The organism is Aminobacter sp. MET-1 (assembly GCF_026521175.1).
Taxonomy (GTDB): domain Bacteria; phylum Pseudomonadota; class Alphaproteobacteria; order Rhizobiales; family Rhizobiaceae; genus Aminobacter.
The window spans coordinates 42512-62523 of the sequence record NZ_JAMSHL010000022.1 but is presented as its reverse complement, the minus strand read 5'-3'; the positions used below and the strand labels follow the sequence as shown (position 1 = coordinate 62523).

General features: G+C 63.6%; 13 protein-coding genes. 10 read left to right on the top strand and 3 right to left on the bottom strand.

Features of this window, described 5'->3' with window-relative positions:
- Position 1: 1 nt before the first annotated feature.
- Together NDO48_RS24040 and NDO48_RS24035 are read right to left on the bottom strand one after the other, a co-directional pair.
- Positions 2 to 991: an ABC transporter permease gene (locus NDO48_RS24040; protein ID WP_018431194.1), complete on the bottom strand. Its 990-nt coding sequence runs from the start codon at positions 989 to 991 to the stop codon at positions 2 to 4.
- Between the two features lie 110 nt (positions 992 to 1101).
- Positions 1102 to 2670, bottom strand: a complete 1569-nt coding sequence (locus NDO48_RS24035; protein ID WP_267322517.1) for an ABC transporter substrate-binding protein — start codon at positions 2668 to 2670, stop codon at positions 1102 to 1104.
- 413 nt (positions 2671 to 3083) lie between these two features.
- Here NDO48_RS24035 and NDO48_RS24030 point away from each other — a divergent pair, with 413 nt between their 5' ends.
- The 6 genes from NDO48_RS24030 to NDO48_RS24005 all read left to right on the top strand — a co-directional run bounded on the left by NDO48_RS24030 (position 3084) and on the right by NDO48_RS24005 (position 10749).
- The gene (locus NDO48_RS24030) at positions 3084 to 3857 is read left to right on the top strand and encodes a DeoR/GlpR family DNA-binding transcription regulator (protein WP_267322516.1); all 774 of its coding nucleotides are present in this window, start codon (positions 3084 to 3086) and stop codon (positions 3855 to 3857) included.
- Between the two features lie 213 nt (positions 3858 to 4070).
- Positions 4071 to 4391 carry an ABC transporter permease gene (locus NDO48_RS24025; protein WP_267322515.1) on the top strand — a complete coding sequence of 107 codons (321 nt, stop codon included), beginning with the start codon at positions 4071 to 4073 and terminating at the stop codon, positions 4389 to 4391.
- Between the two features lie 27 nt (positions 4392 to 4418).
- Complete coding sequence (locus NDO48_RS24020) at positions 4419 to 6680, top strand: N,N-dimethylformamidase beta subunit family domain-containing protein (RefSeq protein WP_267322514.1); 2262 nt, start codon at positions 4419 to 4421, stop codon at positions 6678 to 6680.
- A gap of 22 nt (positions 6681 to 6702) precedes the next feature.
- Positions 6703 to 8103 (top strand): NAD(P)/FAD-dependent oxidoreductase, encoded by a 1401-nt coding sequence (locus tag NDO48_RS24015; protein ID WP_267322513.1) that lies wholly within the window; start codon positions 6703 to 6705, stop codon positions 8101 to 8103.
- Positions 8096 to 9337, top strand: coding sequence for an NAD(P)/FAD-dependent oxidoreductase (locus NDO48_RS24010; RefSeq protein WP_267322512.1), 1242 nt, complete (start codon positions 8096 to 8098; stop codon positions 9335 to 9337). The genes NDO48_RS24015 and NDO48_RS24010 overlap by 8 nt, the downstream gene beginning before the upstream one ends.
- A complete protein-coding gene (locus tag NDO48_RS24005; protein WP_416377220.1) occupies positions 9337 to 10749 on the top strand; it encodes an FGGY-family carbohydrate kinase in 1413 nt (470 codons plus the stop codon). Before NDO48_RS24010 ends, NDO48_RS24005 begins: the two co-directional genes overlap by 1 nt.
- A gap of 259 nt (positions 10750 to 11008) precedes the next feature.
- Here the strand turns inward: NDO48_RS24005 and NDO48_RS24000 are convergent, their stop codons facing one another.
- The gene (locus NDO48_RS24000) at positions 11009 to 12187 is read right to left on the bottom strand and encodes a M20 aminoacylase family protein (protein WP_026227847.1); all 1179 of its coding nucleotides are present in this window, start codon (positions 12185 to 12187) and stop codon (positions 11009 to 11011) included.
- Positions 12188 to 12341: 154 nt separating this feature from the next.
- Between NDO48_RS24000 and NDO48_RS23995 the strand changes: the two genes are divergently transcribed.
- The 4 genes from NDO48_RS23995 (at position 12342) to NDO48_RS23980 (ending at position 19984) form a co-directional block, all read left to right on the top strand.
- Positions 12342 to 13496, top strand: a complete 1155-nt coding sequence (locus NDO48_RS23995) for a M20 aminoacylase family protein (protein WP_018431185.1) — start codon at positions 12342 to 12344, stop codon at positions 13494 to 13496.
- A gap of 224 nt (positions 13497 to 13720) precedes the next feature.
- Positions 13721 to 14458 carry an IclR family transcriptional regulator gene (locus NDO48_RS23990; protein ID WP_267322511.1) on the top strand — a complete coding sequence of 246 codons (738 nt, stop codon included), beginning with the start codon at positions 13721 to 13723 and terminating at the stop codon, positions 14456 to 14458.
- An 18-nt stretch (positions 14459 to 14476) separates the two neighbouring features.
- A complete protein-coding gene (locus tag NDO48_RS23985) occupies positions 14477 to 18328 on the top strand; it encodes a hydantoinase B/oxoprolinase family protein (RefSeq protein ID WP_267322510.1) in 3852 nt (1283 codons plus the stop codon).
- A gap of 84 nt (positions 18329 to 18412) precedes the next feature.
- Positions 18413 to 19984 (top strand): ABC transporter substrate-binding protein, encoded by a 1572-nt coding sequence (locus tag NDO48_RS23980; RefSeq protein ID WP_267322509.1) that lies wholly within the window; start codon positions 18413 to 18415, stop codon positions 19982 to 19984.
- Positions 19985 to 20012: the final 28 nt, after the last annotated feature.

The following is a 20012-nucleotide window of genomic DNA, read 5'->3' as shown; positions in this document are numbered from 1 at the left end:
TTCAGAACTTCAGGCGACGGTCGATGGTGGTCGAGGCGAAATCGACCAGCATGTTGATGGCGACGAGCGCGCCGCTGGCCAGGATCGCGACAGCCTGAATGATGGGGAAATCGCGCTGGAAGACGGCGTTGATGGTCAGCATGCCGATGCCCGGGTAGCTGAAGATGTACTCGACGACGAAGAGGCCGCCGAGCAGCATGCCGATCATCTGTGCACCGAAGAGATTGAGCAGCGGCACGGCAGCATTGCGCAGCACGTGCTTGAAGATCATGACGCGGCGCGACAGGCCCCGCACCAGGCCGACATCGAAATAGACCTCGCCGAGATTGGCCGCCACCGAGACGGAGATGGCGCGGATCATCACCGGAGACAGCTCGATTGCGAGCACCATGGCGGGGATGATGGTGTAGGCAAAACCCTGGTAGCCGATGGCCGGCAGCCATCCCGTCTTTGCAGAAAGCAGGAAGATCAGGACCACGCCGACCCAGATGTTCGGAAGCGAAACCAGCAGCGAGCTTACATAAAGTCCCAGCCTGTCGGGCCATTTGCCCGCGCGCATGCCCGCGCCCATGCCGATAGGCACCGCAACGAGCAGCGCAAATCCAATTCCGAGCGCGGCGAGCTGGAGACTGTAGGGCAGGGCCTTGCCGATCAGTTCGGCGACCGAGGCGCGGCTCTCCGGGTTGAAGCCGGTCGCGTCCTGCGAGCCGCCAGTACTGCCGCCCTGTGCGCCCCTGATGTAGGAGCGGCCGAGATCGCCTGTCGTAACCTGGCCCACGAAACGGCCGAACTGAACCAGGAGCGGGTCGCGCAGCCCAAGTTCCTTTGCCTTCTCTTCGAGAACGCTGGCGGCGGTCATGGGCCCCAGGATGATCCGGATCGGGTCGCCGGGCACCACGCGCAACAGCGTGAAGATCACGAAGGCGACCAAAAGGACGATCACCAGGCCCTGACTTATGCGGCGAAGGAAGAACTCGATAGCGAAGGCCATGGATACGGTCCTGTATCAAAGATAGTGTCGAGCGCGTCGCGAGACGCGCTCTTTCGCTGTATCGATTGGCCGATGGCGTGTGCGCCACCGGCCGCCGAAGCAAATGTTCCCTAGAACAGCTTTGCCTTGCTGAGATCGATCGGGCCGTTGGGATAGAAATAGACGCCTTCGAGCTTCTTCGACATCGCCCGCAGCGACACGGCCGAGAACAGCGACAGGCTCGGCACCTTGGTGGCGAGCAGCGGAAGGGTTTCTTCCTGAAGTATCTTCAGGCGCTCTTCGGCCGATTCCGCGTTGCGCTCCTTGTCGAGGGCAGCGTCGATCTCGGGATCGTTGATGCCGTTGATCAGCGCGAACTTCGAGTAGTAGTTCGGGCGCAGGACCAGGTCCGGCTCGGGCGAACCCGTGATCCAGCCGACGTCGACGATGTGCCCCGGGCCCTGGCCGTCGGCGCGGCGATAGATCTGCTCTTCCCAGGCTGCCGGTTCGAGCGTTGTCAGCTTCACGGGGAAGCCCTGTTCCTGCAGCATGGCGGTGACCAGTTCGCCATATTCGCGCGTCTTGGCATAGAAGCCGACCGAGGTGATGAACTCGAGTTCCGGCAGGCCCTCGCCCTTCGGATAGCCGGCCTCGGCAAGCAGACGCTGGCATTCTTCGGGATCGTATTTGGGGTAGTTGGCCACGTCGGTGTAGCCGAACTTGACCGGCGAGATGTGGCTGTTCGATGCCTGGCCGGCTTCGCCCAGCACAGCGAGCACCTGATCCCGGTCGATGGCGTGGACAGCGGCCATGCGAACGCGAACATCGTCGAAGGGCGGCTTGTTGCAGCGGAAGTGCAGATACTTGTTCTCGCTCGACAGGCCGCGATTGGTGACGATGTTGGCCTCTTTCTTGAGCGATTCATACTGCTCCGGCTCGAGGCGCTCGGTCAGGTGATACTGGCCGTTGAGCAGGCCCAGGACGCGGGTGTTGGCGTCGGGCACGTAGTTCCACAGCAGCGTCTCGATCTCCGGCTTGCCGTCGTAGTAGGTTTCGTTGGCCTTGAAGACGATCTGGTCGCCCTTGGTCTCCACGTAGCGGAACGGGCCGGTGCCGTTCGGGCGCTGCTTCAGCACGTTCGGGTCGGCGACATCCTTGGCGGAAAGGATCGGCAGGAAGGCTGCGACATACCAGAAGTTCAGGGCCGGATAGCCGAACTTCTCGGTCTTGAGGCGAACGGTATAGTCGTCGACGATCTCGACCTCGACCTGGCCCGGATACCAGGCGGATGCCGGACGGCTCGGCTGCGAGCCGTATTCGTAGGTCGCCTTGACGTCCTCGGACTTGAACTCCTTGCCGTCGTGGAACTTGACGCCCTGACGCAGCTTGTATTCGAGCGTGTACTTGTCGACCACTTTCCATTCGAGCGCCAGGTCGGGCAGAATTTCACCCGGGTTCTCGGAGGTCATCAGGCATTTGGTCAGGCGGCCGAACACCAGCATTTCGGCGGTGATCTGCGGTGCGATCGTGTGGGACGTGGGGTCCCAGCTGCTGGTCACCGTGCCGGCCGCGGCAAAGGACAACGTCTTGGCGTCCTGGGCCCAGGCCGTGCCGAAGCGCCCCGTCGCCGAGCCCACCAGCAATGTTCCGGTGCCGAGCGCGGTCGCGCCGGCAAGAAATGTCCGTCTAGTCGTCTTCATTGAAAAGCTCCCCTCACGTTGACCGTGGCGTTGATTGCGCACTGCGCGAGAGGCGCATCAACCGCGCACCTCCCCGCTCGCAGCAGATCAAGTCTTCAACAGAGCAGTAGTCTCTGTCAAGTTACTTGAATTTGCCGCCGGATACCTTGAATTGATGCCGAACCCTGTTTTTGTCAGCAACGTCTTGCAGGCAACCGTTAGCCCGAATATGGTATCGAATATGACCGTTCAGTCAATGCGGATGACCGAATATTTTTGTCGTTCTCGTGTTCGGTCATCGCGCGCCGCCTCGAGGGCCTGGTAATCAGGGGCCGGATAGGGGGGGTGGACGAGGGATGGGGAACCGGGATCCGGGCCTTTACTCGGCGCCGGAAGGCCGGATACATTTCGACGCGAGATATTGTGAAGGATCAATGACTTTTAGCCGTTTCACCCCCGAGCAGCGTCGCACCATGATTATGGATATCGCCCGTGAAAAGGGGCGCATCCTGGTCGAAGATCTGGTCCTGCAACTGTCCGCTTCGAGCGAGACAATTCGACGGGACCTCAACCAATTGGCCGCTTCGGGCGCATTGCGGAAATTCCATGGCGGGGCCTGTCTGCCATCCCTGGTCGACGAGAATCCTTTCTCCATGCGGATGTCGGAACAGACAGCGGGCAAGCGGGCGATTGCCCGCACCGCCGCGCGTCTGTTCGGCAATGGCGAGACGATGTTCATCGACACCGGGACGACGACGCTCTTCCTTGCCGAAGAGCTGTCACGGCTCGACAATCTCTCGGTTGTCACCAATTCCTCGGCGATCGCAGGCACCTTGTCGGGGCGGACGAACAGCGTGTTCTTGCTGGGTGGCCTGTACCAGGCCGATGCCGGCGAGACGACGGGCGAGGCGACGATCGAGCAGATCGCCAATTTCCGCGCCGCGCATACTGTTCTCACCATCGGCGCGATCCATGCCCGCAATGGCGTGATGGACTTCTCCCTCGGCGAAGCCCAGGTGGCGCGCGCAATGATCGAGCAGGCAGATCGGCTCACCGTCGTCGCCGATCATTCCAAGGTCGGCCGGGGTGCCTTTGCCAAGGTTTGCCAGTTGGACATGATCGACCGCTTCGTGACCGACAGGCGGCCGCCGACAGACATGATGGATGCGCTGCTTGCTGCCGGCGTCGAGGTGATCGTCGCGAGCTGACGGACGGGGGCGCCGGTGGGCGTCTGAAGCGATACGTCTGAATTCCATGAAGTCTGTGCTTCTGTTCCCGTCATTTGTTGAATTGACCGTTCGGTCATTGACAATGCTTGATCCAGTCGTTTTATTGACCGAATACGAGACGCAGCCGCTGCTTTTCGACGAGGCGCCGATTGGGGCGGTCGAAGTGCAGTTGCCGCAGACCTTAAGGAGTCGATGGTGGCAAGACTGGAGCTGGAAAGACTCATCAACGGCCGTAGCCTGGATGAACTTGTGGCCGAGTTTCGCGTCAAGACGACGGGCCAGCACAGCCCGGAGCTGCAGCGTCTCGTCAATCGCATCCGGAGCGAGCCGATGACCGGCAAGCTGGCGCTGCTTTGCACGCGTCCGCATGAGGAATGGCGCCTTGTCCAGATGAACGGGCGGGGCAAGCCGATGACCTTGCTGGACGGCGTCTTCCACAACCTCGACGACGCCGAGTGGGAGATCTTCAAGCGGCGCATAAAGCGCCACTTCGACATCGAGCTGAACGACTAATCCGACGCCGCATCTGGAGACCCGCACATGCTGAAAATCACTGGTTATGCCGATCGCGTCAGCGTTATGCCGGGCGGCTCCGTCGATTTCATGATCAACTGCGAATACCCGAGCTATCAGGCAAGCGTCGTGAGGGTGGTCCAGGGCGACACGGCACCCGAGGCGCCGCCGGTGAAGCTTGTGCCGGTTCCGAGCTCGATCGACGGCCAATACGCAGGCAGGCCTCAGGTCATTCATGCCGGCTCCTTCGCGCAGATCCATTGCGGCGATACGTTTGCCGACGCGTCAAGCATCTCGCTCCAGGCGATGGTGATGCCGACAACCCCGCAGAAGGGCCGGCAGGCGATTATCTCCAAATGGGACGAAGCTGCCGGACGTGGCGTAGCCATGATCGTTGCCGAGGACGGCTCTATCGGCATCGAGATTTCGGACGGCGCGCACAAGCGGACCTTGTCGGTCGGTCGGCCGATGCTTGCCCGGCACTGGTATTTCGCGGCCGCAACCTATGATGCCGAAACCGGGGCGGTGAGCGTCCATCAGCAGTCGCAACACGAATTCGCCACCATCAACGATTCAGGCTTCGCAAGCGGGGCTTTCGAGGCCGGTCTCGCCTGGCAGAGCGCAGCACCACTGCTGTTTGCGGCGAGCTGGGGCGGCGAGGATGCCGGCCGCACCGTCGGGCGCGCGCTCTACAACGGCAAGATCGATCGGCCGCGGATCTCCGCCGCCAGCCTCTCGCTTGGCGAGTTGCAGCTGCTGCGGGGCGACCAGTGGCCCGAGCGCCTGTCGGGCACGCTTGCGGGAGCATGGGACTTCTCGCTCGATATTCCGGGCATTCGCGTGGATGACATATCCGGGCGGGGTTTGCACGGCGAGGTCGTCAACATGCCGACCCGCGGTGTGACCGGACACAATTTCACCGGCGAGGACGGGATGTGCTGGATGGATAGCCCGGGCCAGTGGTCGGCGATCCATTTTCACGACGATGACATCTATGATGCCGGTTGGCAGGTCGATTTCACCCTGACCATTCCCGAAGGCATGAAGAGCGGCATCTATGCGGTGCGCATCGAGGCCCAGGGCGAAGAGCAGTTCGTCACCTTTGTGGTGCGTCCGGCGCGCGGCAAGCCGACTTCCAAGCTGGCGTTCCTGTTCCCGCTTGCGACCTATATGGCATATGCCAACGAGCATTTCGGCACCAATGACGGGCTTGTCGAGCTTCATCTCAATCGCGCGCTCGTCCTCCACCCGCACCAGCAGTTCCTGAACGAGCACCGCGAATACGGCCATTCGCTCTACGACCTGCACTCGGACGGCAGCGGCGTCTACTATTCGTCGCGGCTGCGGCCCGTTCTCAACCTTCGCCCGAAGGTCGAGGCCAACCACGGCGCGGGGCCGTCGCATCTGTGGCTGTTCAACGCCGACACGCACATCACGAGCTGGCTCGAGCACTTCGATCAGGACTACGACGTCATCACCGACGAGGACCTGCATGAGGAAGGCTACGACCTGCTGAAGGGATATCGCACCGTCGTCACCGCCACCCACCCGGAATATTATTCGAAGGAGATGCGCAACGGCATCCATCGTTTCACCCACAGTGGCGGCCGGCTGATCTATCTCGGCGGCAATGGCTTCTATTGGCGCATCGCCTACCATGCCACCCAGCCCGGCATCATCGAGGTGCGCCGCGCCGAAGGTGGAAGCCGCGCCTGGGAGCCGCCGACGGGCGAGTACTATCACAGCTTCACCGGCGAATATGGCGGCCTGTGGCGGCGTCAGGGTGGCCGCAGCCCCAACCATCTCGTCGGTGTCGGCTTCACCGCCCAGGGCTTCGACCGCTCGTCCTACTATCGCCGCGCGCCCGGCGCTACCGACCCTCGTGCCGCCTTTATCATGGAAGGCGTGGACGACGAGATCCTTGGCGATTTCGGCCTGACCGGCGGGGGGGCGGCCGGCATGGAGCTCGACCGGCACGACTTTTCGGTCGGGTCGCCGCCGCACTCCATCGTCGTGGCGAGTTCCGAGCACCATACTGAGGCGCACGTCTTCGTCGTCGAGGACATGCTGTTCAATTTCATGGGCACCACCGGCGACGTCTGCGACAAGGTTCACGCCGACCTCGTCTTCTTCGAGACGCCAAACGGCGGCGCGGTGTTCTCGGTCGGTTCGATCGCTTATTCCGGCTCGCTGCCCTGGAACAATTTCGACAACAACATCTCGCGTCTGACCCTGAACGTGCTGCGACGGTTCATGGATCCGACACCGTTCCCGATGCCCGGCGTCTGAAACCCGAACGCTCAAGAGTGAGATGATGACAAGCCAATCTGGCTTATTCGACGTTGCCGTCGTCGGTGGCGGCGTCGTTGGTTGCGCTGTCGCCAGGCGCTTCGCACTGGATGGCGCGCGCGTGCTGCTGCTCGAAAAGGCGCCGGACATCCTGGCGGGGGCCAGCAAGGCCAACAGCGCGCTGCTGCACACCGGTTTCGACGCACCGCCCGGCAGCGTCGAACTGGCCTGCATGCAGGCCGGTTACCGCGAATATATGGAAATCCGCGAGCGCCTGAACCTGCCTGTCCTCGAAACGGGTGCGATGGTCGTCGCGTGGTCTGAGCAGGATGTGGCAAAACTCGGCGACATTGAAGTCCAGGCACGCACAAACGGCGTCCACGACGTCCGGATGCTGGACAGATCGGAAGTCCTGGCACGCGAGCCGCAGCTCGCCATGTCGGCTCGCGCCGCGCTGCTGGTCCCCGGCGAACACGTCATCGACCCCTGGTCGGCGCCGCTCGCCTATCTGACCCAGGCCGTGTCTAACGGAGCAACGGCCCTGTTCAATGCCGAAGTGATCGGCGGCGAGTTGACAGATGGGAACTGGTCCCTCGAGACCTCGCGCGGCACTTTCATGGCGCGGACGGTGATCAATTGCGCCGGCCTTTTCGGTGACGTGCTGGAAAAGCGCCTGCTCGGAGCCTCGGACTTCACAATCATGCCTCGAAAGGGCCAGTTCGTCGTTTTTGACAAGGCAGCCGCGGCGCATATCCGCACCACCATCCTGCCCGTGCCCAATGAGCGCACGAAAGGTGTCGTGATCGCACGAACCATCTTCGGCAACGTCCTGATCGGCCCGACGGCCGAGGAGCAGCCTGATCGCACTCGCGCCAACGTCGATGAAACGACGTTGCGGATGCTTGTCGCCAAGGCAATCGAGATGATCCCGGCATTGGCGGACGTTCCCGTCACCGCGATCTATGCCGGTCTGCGGCCCGCGACCGAGCGCAAGGAATATCGGATCACTGCGAGACCCGCGCAGCAATGGATCAGCGTTGGCGGTATCCGCTCGACTGGACTGACGGCTGCACTCGGCATTGCCAGACATGTCAGTCAGCTCCATGCCGAATTCGATCGGCAGCCCCTGGCGCCGCCTGCAGACCCGCGATGGCCATCTGTGCCAAACTTGGCCGAACATCTTCAGCGCGACTGGCAGGCCGAGAACCACGGCGAGATCGTCTGCCACTGCGAACTGGTCACGTGCCGGGAGATCGAAAACGCGCTCCAAGGTCCGTTGCCAGCCGGAGATGCAGGCGGGTTGAAGCGCCGCACGCGCGCCGGAATGGGGCGCTGCCAAGGATTTTACTGCCAGGCACGTGTCTCTGCACTCGCCGCCGGCAAGCTGGCCGAGCCATTGGCAGTGGAGACGCAGGATGACTGAGAGGGTGAGCGTCGCAATCGTTGGTGGAGGCCCTGCTGGCATTGCAGCCGCACTTGCCCTGCGCGCCCGGGGCATCACCGGGGTGACCGTATTGGAGCGCGAAGACTCCGCCGGTGGCGTGCCACGGCATTGCGGTCATCCGCCCTTCGGCATGCGGGAATTCGGACGCATCCTAGATGGACCTGCCTACGCCAGGCGGCTTTGCCGGTCAGCGACGGAAGCAGGGGTCGACATCAGGCTTGGTACGTCGGTTACCGCCTTGCATCCCTCGGGCAGGCTGGTCGTCACCACACCGGCGGGTGTGGGCGAGCTGATCGCTGACCGCGTCGTTCTGGCCACGGGGGCGCGCGAAGCGCCGCGTTCCGCCAGGTTCGTGACCGGCGACCGACCGATTGGCGTCATCACCACCGGGACCCTGCAGCACAGCATCTATATCGAACGTCTGAAGCCGTTCCGTCGGCCGGTTATCGTCGGCACGGAACTGGTCAGCCTGTCGGCCGTGCTGACGTGCTGGAAGGCCGGCATCCGTCCGGTGGCGGTTGTCGAAGCGGGCGATCGCTCCACCGCACGGCGCCCGCTCGGCCTGTTTCCGAGATTGCTTGGTATTCCTATCCACTATGGTGCGTCGATCTCCGACATCAGGGGCGGCGGACGGGTCGAAGCTGTGGATCTTCAGCTTTCGGATGGAAGCACCCGTGAAGTTGCGTGCGACGGTGTGCTCCTGACCGGTCGTTTCGTACCTGAATCGGCGCTTGCACGCCTGAGCCATCTAAAGGTCGATGCTGGTTCCGGCGGTCCCGTCATCGATCAGTACGGGCGTTGCAGCGATCCAACCTATTTCGCGGCAGGCAATTTGCTGCGACCGATCGAGACCGCCGGCTGGTCGTTCCGGGAAGGCAAGCGGATCGGCAATTTTGTCGCCGACGATATCGAGGGAGCACTGCCGGTATCCGATCGCGCCATCGGGATCGAGTGCGGCTCAGGGCTCAAGCTTGCAGTGCCTCAGCGCATTGCGGTGCCGTCTGCACATGCTGGTCTCGGACATCTCCAGCTCCGCGTCAGTGCGGTCGGCAAGGGCACTCTACGAGCCGAGAGCGAGGGCAGGACTATTTGGCAGAGGCGCATGAGTGTGCTGCCCGAGCGCCGAATCCTGATACCTCTTGCAGACCTGCTTGCCGCCGGGACCACAGCGGGGGCAATTTCGATCAGCTTCGAAACGGATGGGACGGCATGATGCGGATCGCTGCGATCGACCAGGGAACCACTTCGACCCGCGTCCTCCTGGCCGACGGCAACGGGCTCCTGCGCGTTGCACATTCCGTTCGCCATGCCCAGCACTATCCAAACCCCGGCTGGGTAGAGCACGATCCGCTCGAACTGCTGCGCAACGTTGCCGCCTGTATCGAGGTTGCTGGAGAGGTCGATGCCCTTGGTATCGACAACCAGGGCGAAAGCTGCCTCGCATGGGACGCCATATCGGGCGAGCCGCTGTCGCCGGTCATCGTCTGGCAGGACAATAGAACCAAGGACGTGATCGAACAGATGCGCGCCGAAGGCGTCGAGGCGATGACGCTGGAGCGTGCGGGCCTGCCGCTCGATCCCTATTTCTCCGCTTCCAAGCTCGGATGGATCCTGCAGAACCTGCCTGCCGCCCGTGATGCGCATCGGGCCGGTCGGCTGCGCCTCGGCACCACCGATGCGTTCTTCCTCGATCGCCTCGCTGGCCGCTACGTCACCGATGCGACGACGGCATCGCGCACCTCGCTGATGAATCTCGAGACCTTGGACTGGGACGAGGAGCTTTGTCGGATTTTCTGTGTGCCGCTTGAGACACTCCCAGCCATCGTGCCATCGGCGGGCCATGTGTTCGGCAGCGTCGGCAAGGTTCCGATCACCGCATCGCTGGTCGACCAGCAGGCTGCCCTCTTCGGTCATGGCTGCCGGAAGGCAGGCGATGCCAAGATCACGTTCGGCACCGGCGCTTTCGCCCTGGCGGTGACCGGTGCGCAGATCGTGCGCAGTCCGGAGATCGGCCTGCTGCCCACGGTCGCCTGGCAGACGCCCAACGAGACCGTCTATGCCGTTGATGGTGGCGTCTATGATGCCGGATCGGCGGTCGAGTGGCTGGGCCGCATCGGATTGATGAAGAGCTACGAGGACCTGCAAGCCTTCGAAGGCCGTACTGCGCTAGATAGCGGGTTGGTATTTGTCCCGGCGCTTTCGGGGCTAGCCTGTCCTTACTGGGACCGAAGCGCTGCGGGAGTGTGGATAGGTATCACGGCCGATACGACGCGAGAGCAAATGCTTCAGTCGGCTCTGGAAGGTATTGCCTTGGCAACTGTCGAGGTGGTTGAGGCGATGGCGAGTCGGATTGCCATCACCAAAAGCCTATCCGTCGACGGCGGTCTCTCGCGAAGTGCCTATTTTGTAGAATTTCTCGCTGACAGCCTGGGTCGCGATATCAAAAATACGTCGTTCGACGAGCTGACCAGCTATGGTTGTGCCTCTCTCGCGACGTTGGCACTCGGCGTTGACCTTCCGGCGGTTGGGCACGACAATGCCACCTCTGTTGCGCGGACAACAGATCGCGCACGCCGTCGGCATCTGTTCGATCAAGCTGTGAGGCGCTCTCGCAACTGGCGTTGAAGATTACCGCGCGTCCTTTCCGGATAACCCGACCCGCTTCATCAAGGATGACCCCCGCCTGCCGCCATACAGTGTAGGGTATGGGGCCGCGAGACCCCCCTCGCCAGTCGGAGCGCTTTGATTGGGACGATTGCCATCGGCCTAAAGTGAGGCAATGCCGGGCCAATGGCGAACACCTTGATCAGCTTCGTACGCATGCTGCTTGCTCTCACTCACGTGCGGGCCACAATGGACCGTACGCACGAGGATCGCCATGTCCTCAATGCGGGTCTGGGGACGACAGTCGTTCGCTGACGAGCGCCGTCCAGTAGCGAACGCCATGAAGAATGGCGTCGTCATTGAAGTCATAGGCTGGGTTGTGCAGTCCGGCGGAGTCACCGTTGCCGAGCCAGATGATGGCACCGGGGCGCTTTTCGAGCATGTAGGAGAAATCCTCCGCGCCCATCGTGCACTGGCAGTTGCCATTGACCTTATCCACGCCGGCGACGCCCGAGGCGACTGAGATCGCCGCCTTGGTCATCTCGGGGTCGTTGACGGTCACCGGGTAGCCGGGGCGCCAGTCGATCTCAGCCTGGGCCTCGAACAGGCGCGCAGTGTTGGCGACGATATCCCTGAAGCGCTGCTCGACGGCCTTGCGCGTCTGCGGATTGATAGTGCGGATCGTGCCGCCGACGATGGCCTGCTCCGGAATGACGTTGAGTGCCGCCGCGCTACCGCCGGCGAGATAGGTGACCGAGACGACGACCGGGTCGAAGGGATCGACGTTGCGTGAGGCGATCGACTGCAGCGCCGTCACCAGATGCGCTGCCATCAGCACGGGATCACGCGATTCATGCGGCGAGGCGGCATGCGAGCCCTTGCCGTTCAGCGTGACCACGAAGCGGTCGGCGGCGGCCAGCATCGGACCCGGCTTGATCGCGAAGGAACCGACAGGCAGGCCGGGCTCGTTGTGCATGCCGAACACCTCCTCGATGCCGAAGCGTTCGAGCAGTCCTTCTTCGAGCATAACACGGCCGCCGGCGCCGCCCTCTTCGGCCGGCTGGAAGATCAGCACGGCCGTGCCGACAAAGTCCCGGGTCGAGGCAAGATGGCGCGCGGCACCCAAAAGCATGGCGGTATGGCCGTCATGGCCGCAGGCGTGCATCTTGCCGGGGTTCTTCGAAGCGTGAGCCAGGTTGGTCTGCTCGGCGATCGGCAGCGCGTCCATGTCGGCGCGCAGGCCGATGGTGCGGCCGGCGCCCAGCTTGCCCTTCACCACCGCGACGACACCCGTCTTGGCGATGCCGGTGACAACCTCATCGCAGCCGAAGGACTTCAGCTTGTCGGCGACGAAGGCCGATGTCTCGGGCAGATCGAACAGGAGTTCGGGATTCTGGTGCAGGTGGCGGCGCCACTGCCCGGCTTCTTCCGCAATTGTCTCGATCGTCTGTGCTGACATCTTTTCCTCTTTCAGGCAGCTGGGTCTGAAGCGCAGGCGCCCACTGGTCGGTTGACCCGCACCTGCCTTCACATCTTCGACGCCTAGGACGAAACGCTTGCCTTCACAAGACGCCAGTGCCACTGACAGGCCAAAGCCACGAAAGACGGTCGCCATGCCTGTGATTGAACAGATTGCCCAGTTCGCCCATGATCTCACCGAGATACGCCAGGATTTCCACCAGCATCCCGAGCTCGGTTTCGAGGAGCATCGTACATCCCAACGCGTGGCGGATCTGCTTGCCAGCTGGGGTGTAACCGTCGAGCGTGGCATTGGCGGCACCGGCCTTGTCGGCGTCATCGAGGGCAACAAGCCGGGGCGCAGCATCGGCTTGCGCGCAGACATGGACGCCCTGCCGATGGACGAGCTGACCAATCTGCCCTACGCCTCGAAGAACCCCGGGGTGTTCCATGGCTGCGGCCATGACGGGCATACCGCCATGCTTTTGGGTGCTGCGCGCTACCTCGCGGGAAACCGCGATTTCTCGGGCCGCGCCGTGCTGATCTTCCAGCCTGCGGAGGAAGGTCTCGGAGGTGCGCGCGCCATGCTGCGCGACGGCTTGTTCGACCGTTTCCCCTGCGACGAGCTCTATGGAATGCACAATTCGCCCTATCAGGGCCATTCCCAGTTGACGATCCGGCCGGGCAAGGCACAGGCCGGCGCCAGCTTCTTCGACATCACGATCCACGGCCGCGGCAGCCATGGAGCCATGCCCCAGGCCAGCCGTGATCCGATCACCATCGGCTCCGGCCTGATCAAGGAAATGCAGGAAATCGTCTCGCGCAACACCGATCCGACGCACCCCGCCGTCGTCTCGGTGACGCAGTTCCATGCCGGTTCCGCCTACAATGTCATTCCGGAAACAGCGGTCCTGCGCGGTACCTTCCGCTATTTCGACGACGCCGATGGCGTAATGATCGAAAGCCGCATCCGCAAGCTCTGCGCCGGCTTCGCGCTCGCCCACGAAATCGAGATCGTGGCCGATATCCGCAACATCTTCGACGTGCTGTCGAACGATCCGGAGCGGGTCGGCAACCTCATCGAGGTGGCTCAGGAGATCGTCGGCGACAAGGCACAGCCGAACGCGGAACTGACGATGGGATCGGAGGACATGGCCGATCTCCTGCGCGTGGTTCCAGGCGCTTTCTTCAATCTGGGGCATGGCGGAACCGTTCCGCTGCACAATTCCGGATTCATTTTCGACGACACGATCCTGCCCGTCGGCGCCAGCCTGCTGGCCCGGCTCGTCGAGGTGCGCGGCGCCGCCTGAGGGCGGCCGCGCCAATAAAATCAATTTCTTGATCTGACGACTTCGCTCGATCCCGGCGCCGCAGCCGGGATGGGCGGAGCTTTGCCTGTTCGATCCGCGATGCCGCTTGCCACCAGGCATCGGAAAGTCGGCTCATTTTTTAGCTTGACCGCATGAACGGACGAGAGCATTAGTCTCAAAAAATGGAACACGAGTTCCATTTAATGGAACGACTCGGAGGAGCAATGTCGGTCCTGAACAATGCCGCGGATGTGCTGAGGTGCTTCGGCAACGACTGTCCCGACCTTACGGTCTCGGACGTCGTGAGACTGCTGGGCATGCCGAAGGCCAACGCGTCACGCCTGTTGAAGGCGATGCGCGAGGCCAATATGCTGGAGACGATCGGCGACAGCCACCGGCACCGCCCGGGCCGCCTGATGCTCGATCTCGCCGCCGCCTACCGCCGTTCCTCGCTGCTGATCGGCCGCGCCAGCGATGTGGTCGCCGAAGCCAGCGCCACTTTTGGCCATACCGGGTACATCTCCGTGCGCGACGGCAAGGAAGTGACCGCTGTGGCCGACTTCCAGGGCACAAATGCACTTCGCGTCGTCAGCAACATCGGCCGACGCCTGCCCGCCCATCTCAGCTCGACGGGCCGGTCGCTCCTGGCGCGGCTCAACGATGACGAGGTGCATGCGCTCTACGCTGGACACGTCGCGCTTGCGGACCTGCCCGAGCAGCTCTCAAAAGTACGGCACCAGGGCTTCGCCTATTCGAGCCAGGAAGCCACCCCCGGCGTCGACGCGATCGCGATTTCGGTCGCCGACCCACGCACCGACGAAGCCGTCAGCCTCTGCATCGTCTACCCACACGCACTCGTCGACACCAAAGGCCGCGACGAGATGATCGCCGCCCTCGCCAAGGGGGCCGCCCGCATAGCCGAGGACCTGGGCGACAGCGCTTTCGTCGCCCCTCGGATTTGAAGAAAAGGACATCATGTAATGAGTGATCTGCCCAACCGCTGGCGCGTGGGGTTCGACATTGGTGGAACCTTCACCGACTTCGTGCTCTATGACAGCCAGAACCACTCGGTCACGCTGCACAAGCGCCTGACGACGCCGCACGATCCGTCCCAGGCAGCGCTGGTCGGCCTACAGGAATTGCTTGATCTCCAGAGCATCAAGCACAGCGACGTCGGCGAGATCGTCCACGGCACGACCCTGGTCACCAATGCCGTCATTGAGCGCAAGGGTGCGCCGGTCGGCATGATCACGACGCGCGGCTTCCGCGACCTGCTCGAAATGGGCACCGAGCAGCGCTACGACATCTACGACCTGTTCGTCTCCTTCCCCGACCCAATGGTCAGCCGCGACATGCGCTTCGAGGTCGACGAGCGCATGAAGGCCTCGGGTGAGGCGGAAACGGCGCTCGACGAAGCACAGGTCCTGCAGGCCGCCAAGGCGCTCGTCGCACAAGGCTGCGAGGCGGTGGCCATCGCCTTCATGCATTCCTACGCCAATCCGGCGCATGAGCGCCGCGCCGCCGACATCATCCGCGCCGCGTTCCCGGATCTGTCGATCTCGATCTCAAGCGAGGTCGTGGCCGAGATGGGCGAATACCAGCGCATGGTCACCACCTGCGCCAACGCCTTCGTGCAGCCCTTGATGCACCGCTACTTGACCAAGCTCGAGAAGTCGCTGCGTGGTGCAGGCTTTGCGGGCGCGCTCAGGCTGATGCATTCCGCCGGCGGCCTGATGTCGCTGGAAACCGCACGCGACTTCCCGATCCGGCTGCTGGAAAGCGGCCCGGCCGGCGGCGGCCTCGCCACCGCACTGTTCGGCAAGGCGGCCGGCCTGTCCGACGTCATTTCCTTCGACATGGGCGGCACCACCGCAAAGGCTTGCATGATCGAGGACGGCCGCGCCGAGATCTCGCCGATGATGGAAGCCGCGCGCGTCCACCGCTTCGTCAAGGGCTCCGGCCTGCCGATCAAGGCGCCTGTCATCGAGATGATCGAGATCGGCGCCGGCGGCGGCTCAATCGCCGCCATCGACGACGTTGGCCTGCTGAAGGTCGGCCCGCATTCCGCCAGCTCCGACCCGGGCCCGGCCTGCTACGGCATGGGCGGCAAGCAGCCGACGGTTACCGACGCCAACCTCACGCTTGGCTATTACGATCCCAACTTCTTCCTCGGCGGTCGCATGAAGCTCGACCTAGAGGCAGCCCGCGCCGCCATCGCCCGCGTCGCCGAGCCGCTGAACCTGACGATCGAAGAAGCCGCACTCGGCATCCACAAGGTGGTCGTCGAGAGCATGGCCTCGGCCGCGCGGGTGCACCTTGTCGAGCGTGGCAAGGATCCGCGCGAATACTCCATGGTCGGTTTCGGCGGCGCCGGCCCGGCCCATGCGGTCGACGTCGCGCGTGCGATGGGCATCAGCTCCGTGCTGATCCCGCCGGCATCGGGTGCTGCATCGGCGCTCGGTTTCCTCGCGGCTCCCTTGTCCTTCGAGGGCGTGCGGTCGCTGCGCGTCGAGTTGAAGACCGGTTTTGATACGGACGCCGTCAATGGCGTGCTGACCGCCCTAGAAGACGAGGGACGCCACCAGCTGACCCGCTCCGGCATCGCAGCAGGCGACATCGTTGTCGAGCGCAGCGCCGACATGCGCCTCGTCGGCCAGATGCACGACATCAGCGTGCAGCTGCCCACGACCACGCTCGGCGAAGCCGATCTGCCGGCCATTCGCGAAGCCTTCGTTCGCGCTTATTCGGCCCGCTATGCCGAACCTTTCGAGGGCGCGCGCTTCGAATCCGTCAACTTCCGCGTCCGCGTCGCCGGCCCGACGCCGCAGCTTTCGCTCACCGGCGCCACCGGCGGCGGCGATACCGCAGCCCGGATTAAGGGCCACCGCATCTGCTGGTTCGACGAGGGCAAGTTCGAGACGGCCGTCTACGACCGTTATGCGCTGCGCAGCGGCGACACCATCGCCGGTCCCGCGATCATCGAGGAACGTGAGTCCACCACCGTCATCGGCCCGTCCGACAGCGTCACCATCGACGCCGGCCAGAACCTTTGCGTGCAGGTCGGCGCGCTCAAGGCCGCGGAAGCTTTCGTCACCGACGAGATGACCCGTGCCGAGGCCGTTGCCCGCATCAAGGGCGACCCGATCGGTCTCGAGATCATGTGGTCGCGCCTCGTCAACGTTGTCGAGGAAATGTGGCTGACCGTCTGCCGCACCGCCTTCTCGCTCGTCATCGCCGAGGCACAGGACTTCGCCTGCGAGTTGCTCGACAAGGACGGTGAGACCCTGGCCCACAGTCCGCGCGCCATGCCGGTGTTCAACCTGACCCTGCCCCGCGCGGTCAAGGCGCTGCTGGCCCGCTACCCGGCGGAGACGCTGAAGCCGGGCGACGTGCTGATCACCAACGATCCGTGGCTGTGCGCCGGGCATCTGTTCGACATCGCCATCGTGACGCCGGCCTTCCGCAATGGCAAGCTCGTCGGCCTGATGGGCACCGTCGGCCACGTCTCGGACATCGGCGGCACCAAGGACTCGCTGCATGCCCGCGAGATCTACGAAGAAGGCCTGCAGATCCCGCCGATGAAGATCTTCGAGGAAGGTCGCCCCAATGAGACGCTGATCCAGCTCATCCGCCAGAACGTCCGCAACGGCGAACAGGTGCTGGGCGACATCTTCTCCTTCGTCGCGGCCAACAAGCTCGGTGCGGAACGTCTCGACGCCTTCATGCACGACTATGGCATGCATGATCTCGGCGCCCTTGCCGAAGTGGTGCAGGGCCTGTCAGAAAAGGCCATGCGCGACGCGATCCGGGCTTTGCCCGATGGCGAGTACCGCTCGGTCATCACCAACAACCCGCTCGGTGAGACCATCACCTACCCGGTCCTGGTCAAGGTCGAAGGCGACAGCATCACGGTCGATTTCGACGGCGCCCCGCCGCAGTTGCCGCAGGGTGGCCTTAACTCTACATTGAATTACACTGCAGCGCATGCAACCTATCCGCTGAAGTGTATGCTGACACCGGCGGTGCGCGGCAATGCCGGCTGCTACCGCCCGTTCACCGTGACCGCGCCCGAAGGTTCGATCCTGAACCCGACCTATCCGGCAGCCGTGAACCTGCGTACCCGCACCGGCTGGTATCTCGCGCCGAATATCTTCGCCGCACTCGCCTCGGCCTCGCCCGACATGGTGCAATCATTCACCGGGCTTGCCGTTGCCGCAAACATCTACGGCAAGACCACTGACGGGCAGTTCTATTCGGACATGCTCTTCTGCGGCGGCGGCCAAGGCGGCTCCGAGCGCGGCGACGGCCACTCCTCGCTGCTGTGGCCGACCTCAGCTGCCAACACGTCCATCGAACTGATGGAAAGCCGCGTGCCCGTGCTCGTGCTGGAGAAGGCGTTCCGCGCCGACAGCGGCGGTGCCGGCAAGATGCGCGGCGGCCTCGGCCAGGTCGTGCGCTTCCGCAAGCGTGATGAGGACGGTCTGGAGATGCTCGTCTCCGTCTATCCAGAGGGCGTCGACAACCCGATCGACGGCCTGTTCGGCGGCCGGGCCGGCGGCGGCGCCCGCGGTAGGGTGCTCTCCACCGACGGCCGCGTGCTGCGCGATTGCGGCACCGGCGAGCTGGTGTCGCTGCACCGGACCGACCAGGTGGTCGAGCTCGTGCTCGCCGGCGGCTCCGGCTATGGCAACTCCGCCGAGCGTTCTCCGGCAGCAATCTCCCGCGACCTCGCTCTTGGTTTCGTCACGCCCGACCACGTCGCGCTCAACTACCGCCACGAACCGGGAACCTCTGGCACCGTGGCGCCGCAGGAGAACGTGGCCTGGGCCTGACCGCCCCATCGAGATCCGGCGGCGCCCGGCCGACTGGCGCCGCCCATTTGCAATGATGACCAGACATTCGACAGGAGCAATGCAATGACCTCTGACCAGTTCAACATCTCGCGGCGCGGCCTGCTGGCGCTCGCCGGCGTGGGTCTCGCCACCACGGTTTTCCCGCGCCAACTTTTCGCCCAGTCAGGCGGCGTCCTGATCATCGCGGCCGGCCAGGACATTCCCAATTTCGACCCGCACACCGCGACGGGCTATTCCGCCTCGTTCTTCATGCGCAACGTCTATGATCCGCTGGTGCGCATCTCAGGCAATCCGCCGGTGCCCGCGCCCGGTATCGCCGAGAGCTGGACGGTCAGCCCCGACGGCACTGAATTCACTTTCGTGCTGAACAAGGCTGCCAAGTTCCACTCCGGCAACGCCGTTACCGCTGACGATGTGGTCTACTCCTTCGCCCGCGCGCTGAAGCTCGCAAAGGGCAACTCCTGGATGATCCGCGACATCGTCACGGCCGATGGCGTTACCGCCGTCGACGCCGGCACGGTCAAGTTCAAGCTCACTGCCCCTTTCGCGCCGTTCCTGCAGGTGCTGCCGTGGATCTTCATCGTCGAGAAGGCGGTGGTCGAGGCCAATCTCGGTAGTGATTCAGGCGAAACCTACCTGATGACAAACACTGCAGGTTCCGGTCCGTTTACTGTCGCCCGCTTCGAGGTCGGCACGCTCTACCAGCTGGCGCGCGCGCCGGAAGCATGGCAGGCCGGAGGCGGCAATCTCGAGGGCGTGATCTGGCAGATCGTGCGCGAGACTGCGACCCAGCGCCTTATGATCCAGCGCGGCGAAGCCCATATCGCCACTGACCTCACTAGCGAGGACATGGACGCCCTGAAGGGAGCGTCGGGCGTTGTCAGCGTCGTCGAGCCGGAATATCGCACCTTCTCGATCAAGATGAACACGCAGCACGGTCCGTGCACCGACATCAACCTGCGCAAGGCGATCTCCTACGCCACGAACTACCAGGCGATTCTCGATGCGGCAGGCTATGCAGACTTGATGAACGGCCCGCTGCCGAAGGGCATCCTTGGCTTCGATGCCAATCTCGTTGCCTACGGAACCGACATGGCCAAGGCCAAGGAATATATGGCGAAGTCGGCCAAGCCGGAAGGCGGCTTCAAGCTCAAGATGTACCATGTCTCGGGTCTCGAGCAGCAGCGCCGCTGGGCACTGATCATGCTCGACAGCCTCAAGCAGCTGAACATCGAGCTCGAGATCGTGCCGATGAACTGGCCCGACATGGTGACCGCCTGCAAATCGCCCGAAACCTTCCCGGACCTGTTCCCGGTCTACCAGACCGCGAATTATGGCGACCCGGACAACATCGCCTATGCCGCCTACCACTCGTCGCGCAACGGCGCCTGGCAGAACGCGGTTTACAAAAACCCGGAAGTCGACGCTCTCATCGAGGCCGGCCGTAAGGAAATCGACCAGGCCAAGCGTGTCACCATCTATGGAGAATTCCAGAAGAAGGTCGTCGAGGACGCCCCCGACGTCTTCGGCGTGCTTGAGCGCCGCAAGCTGGCCATGCGCGACACCGTGAAGGACTACCACTTCACGCCGGTCGCCTCCAACGCGATCGAAGCCTGGGGCCTGTCGCTCAGCTAGGTCAAATGTTTGGCGGGTCTCCGGGCCC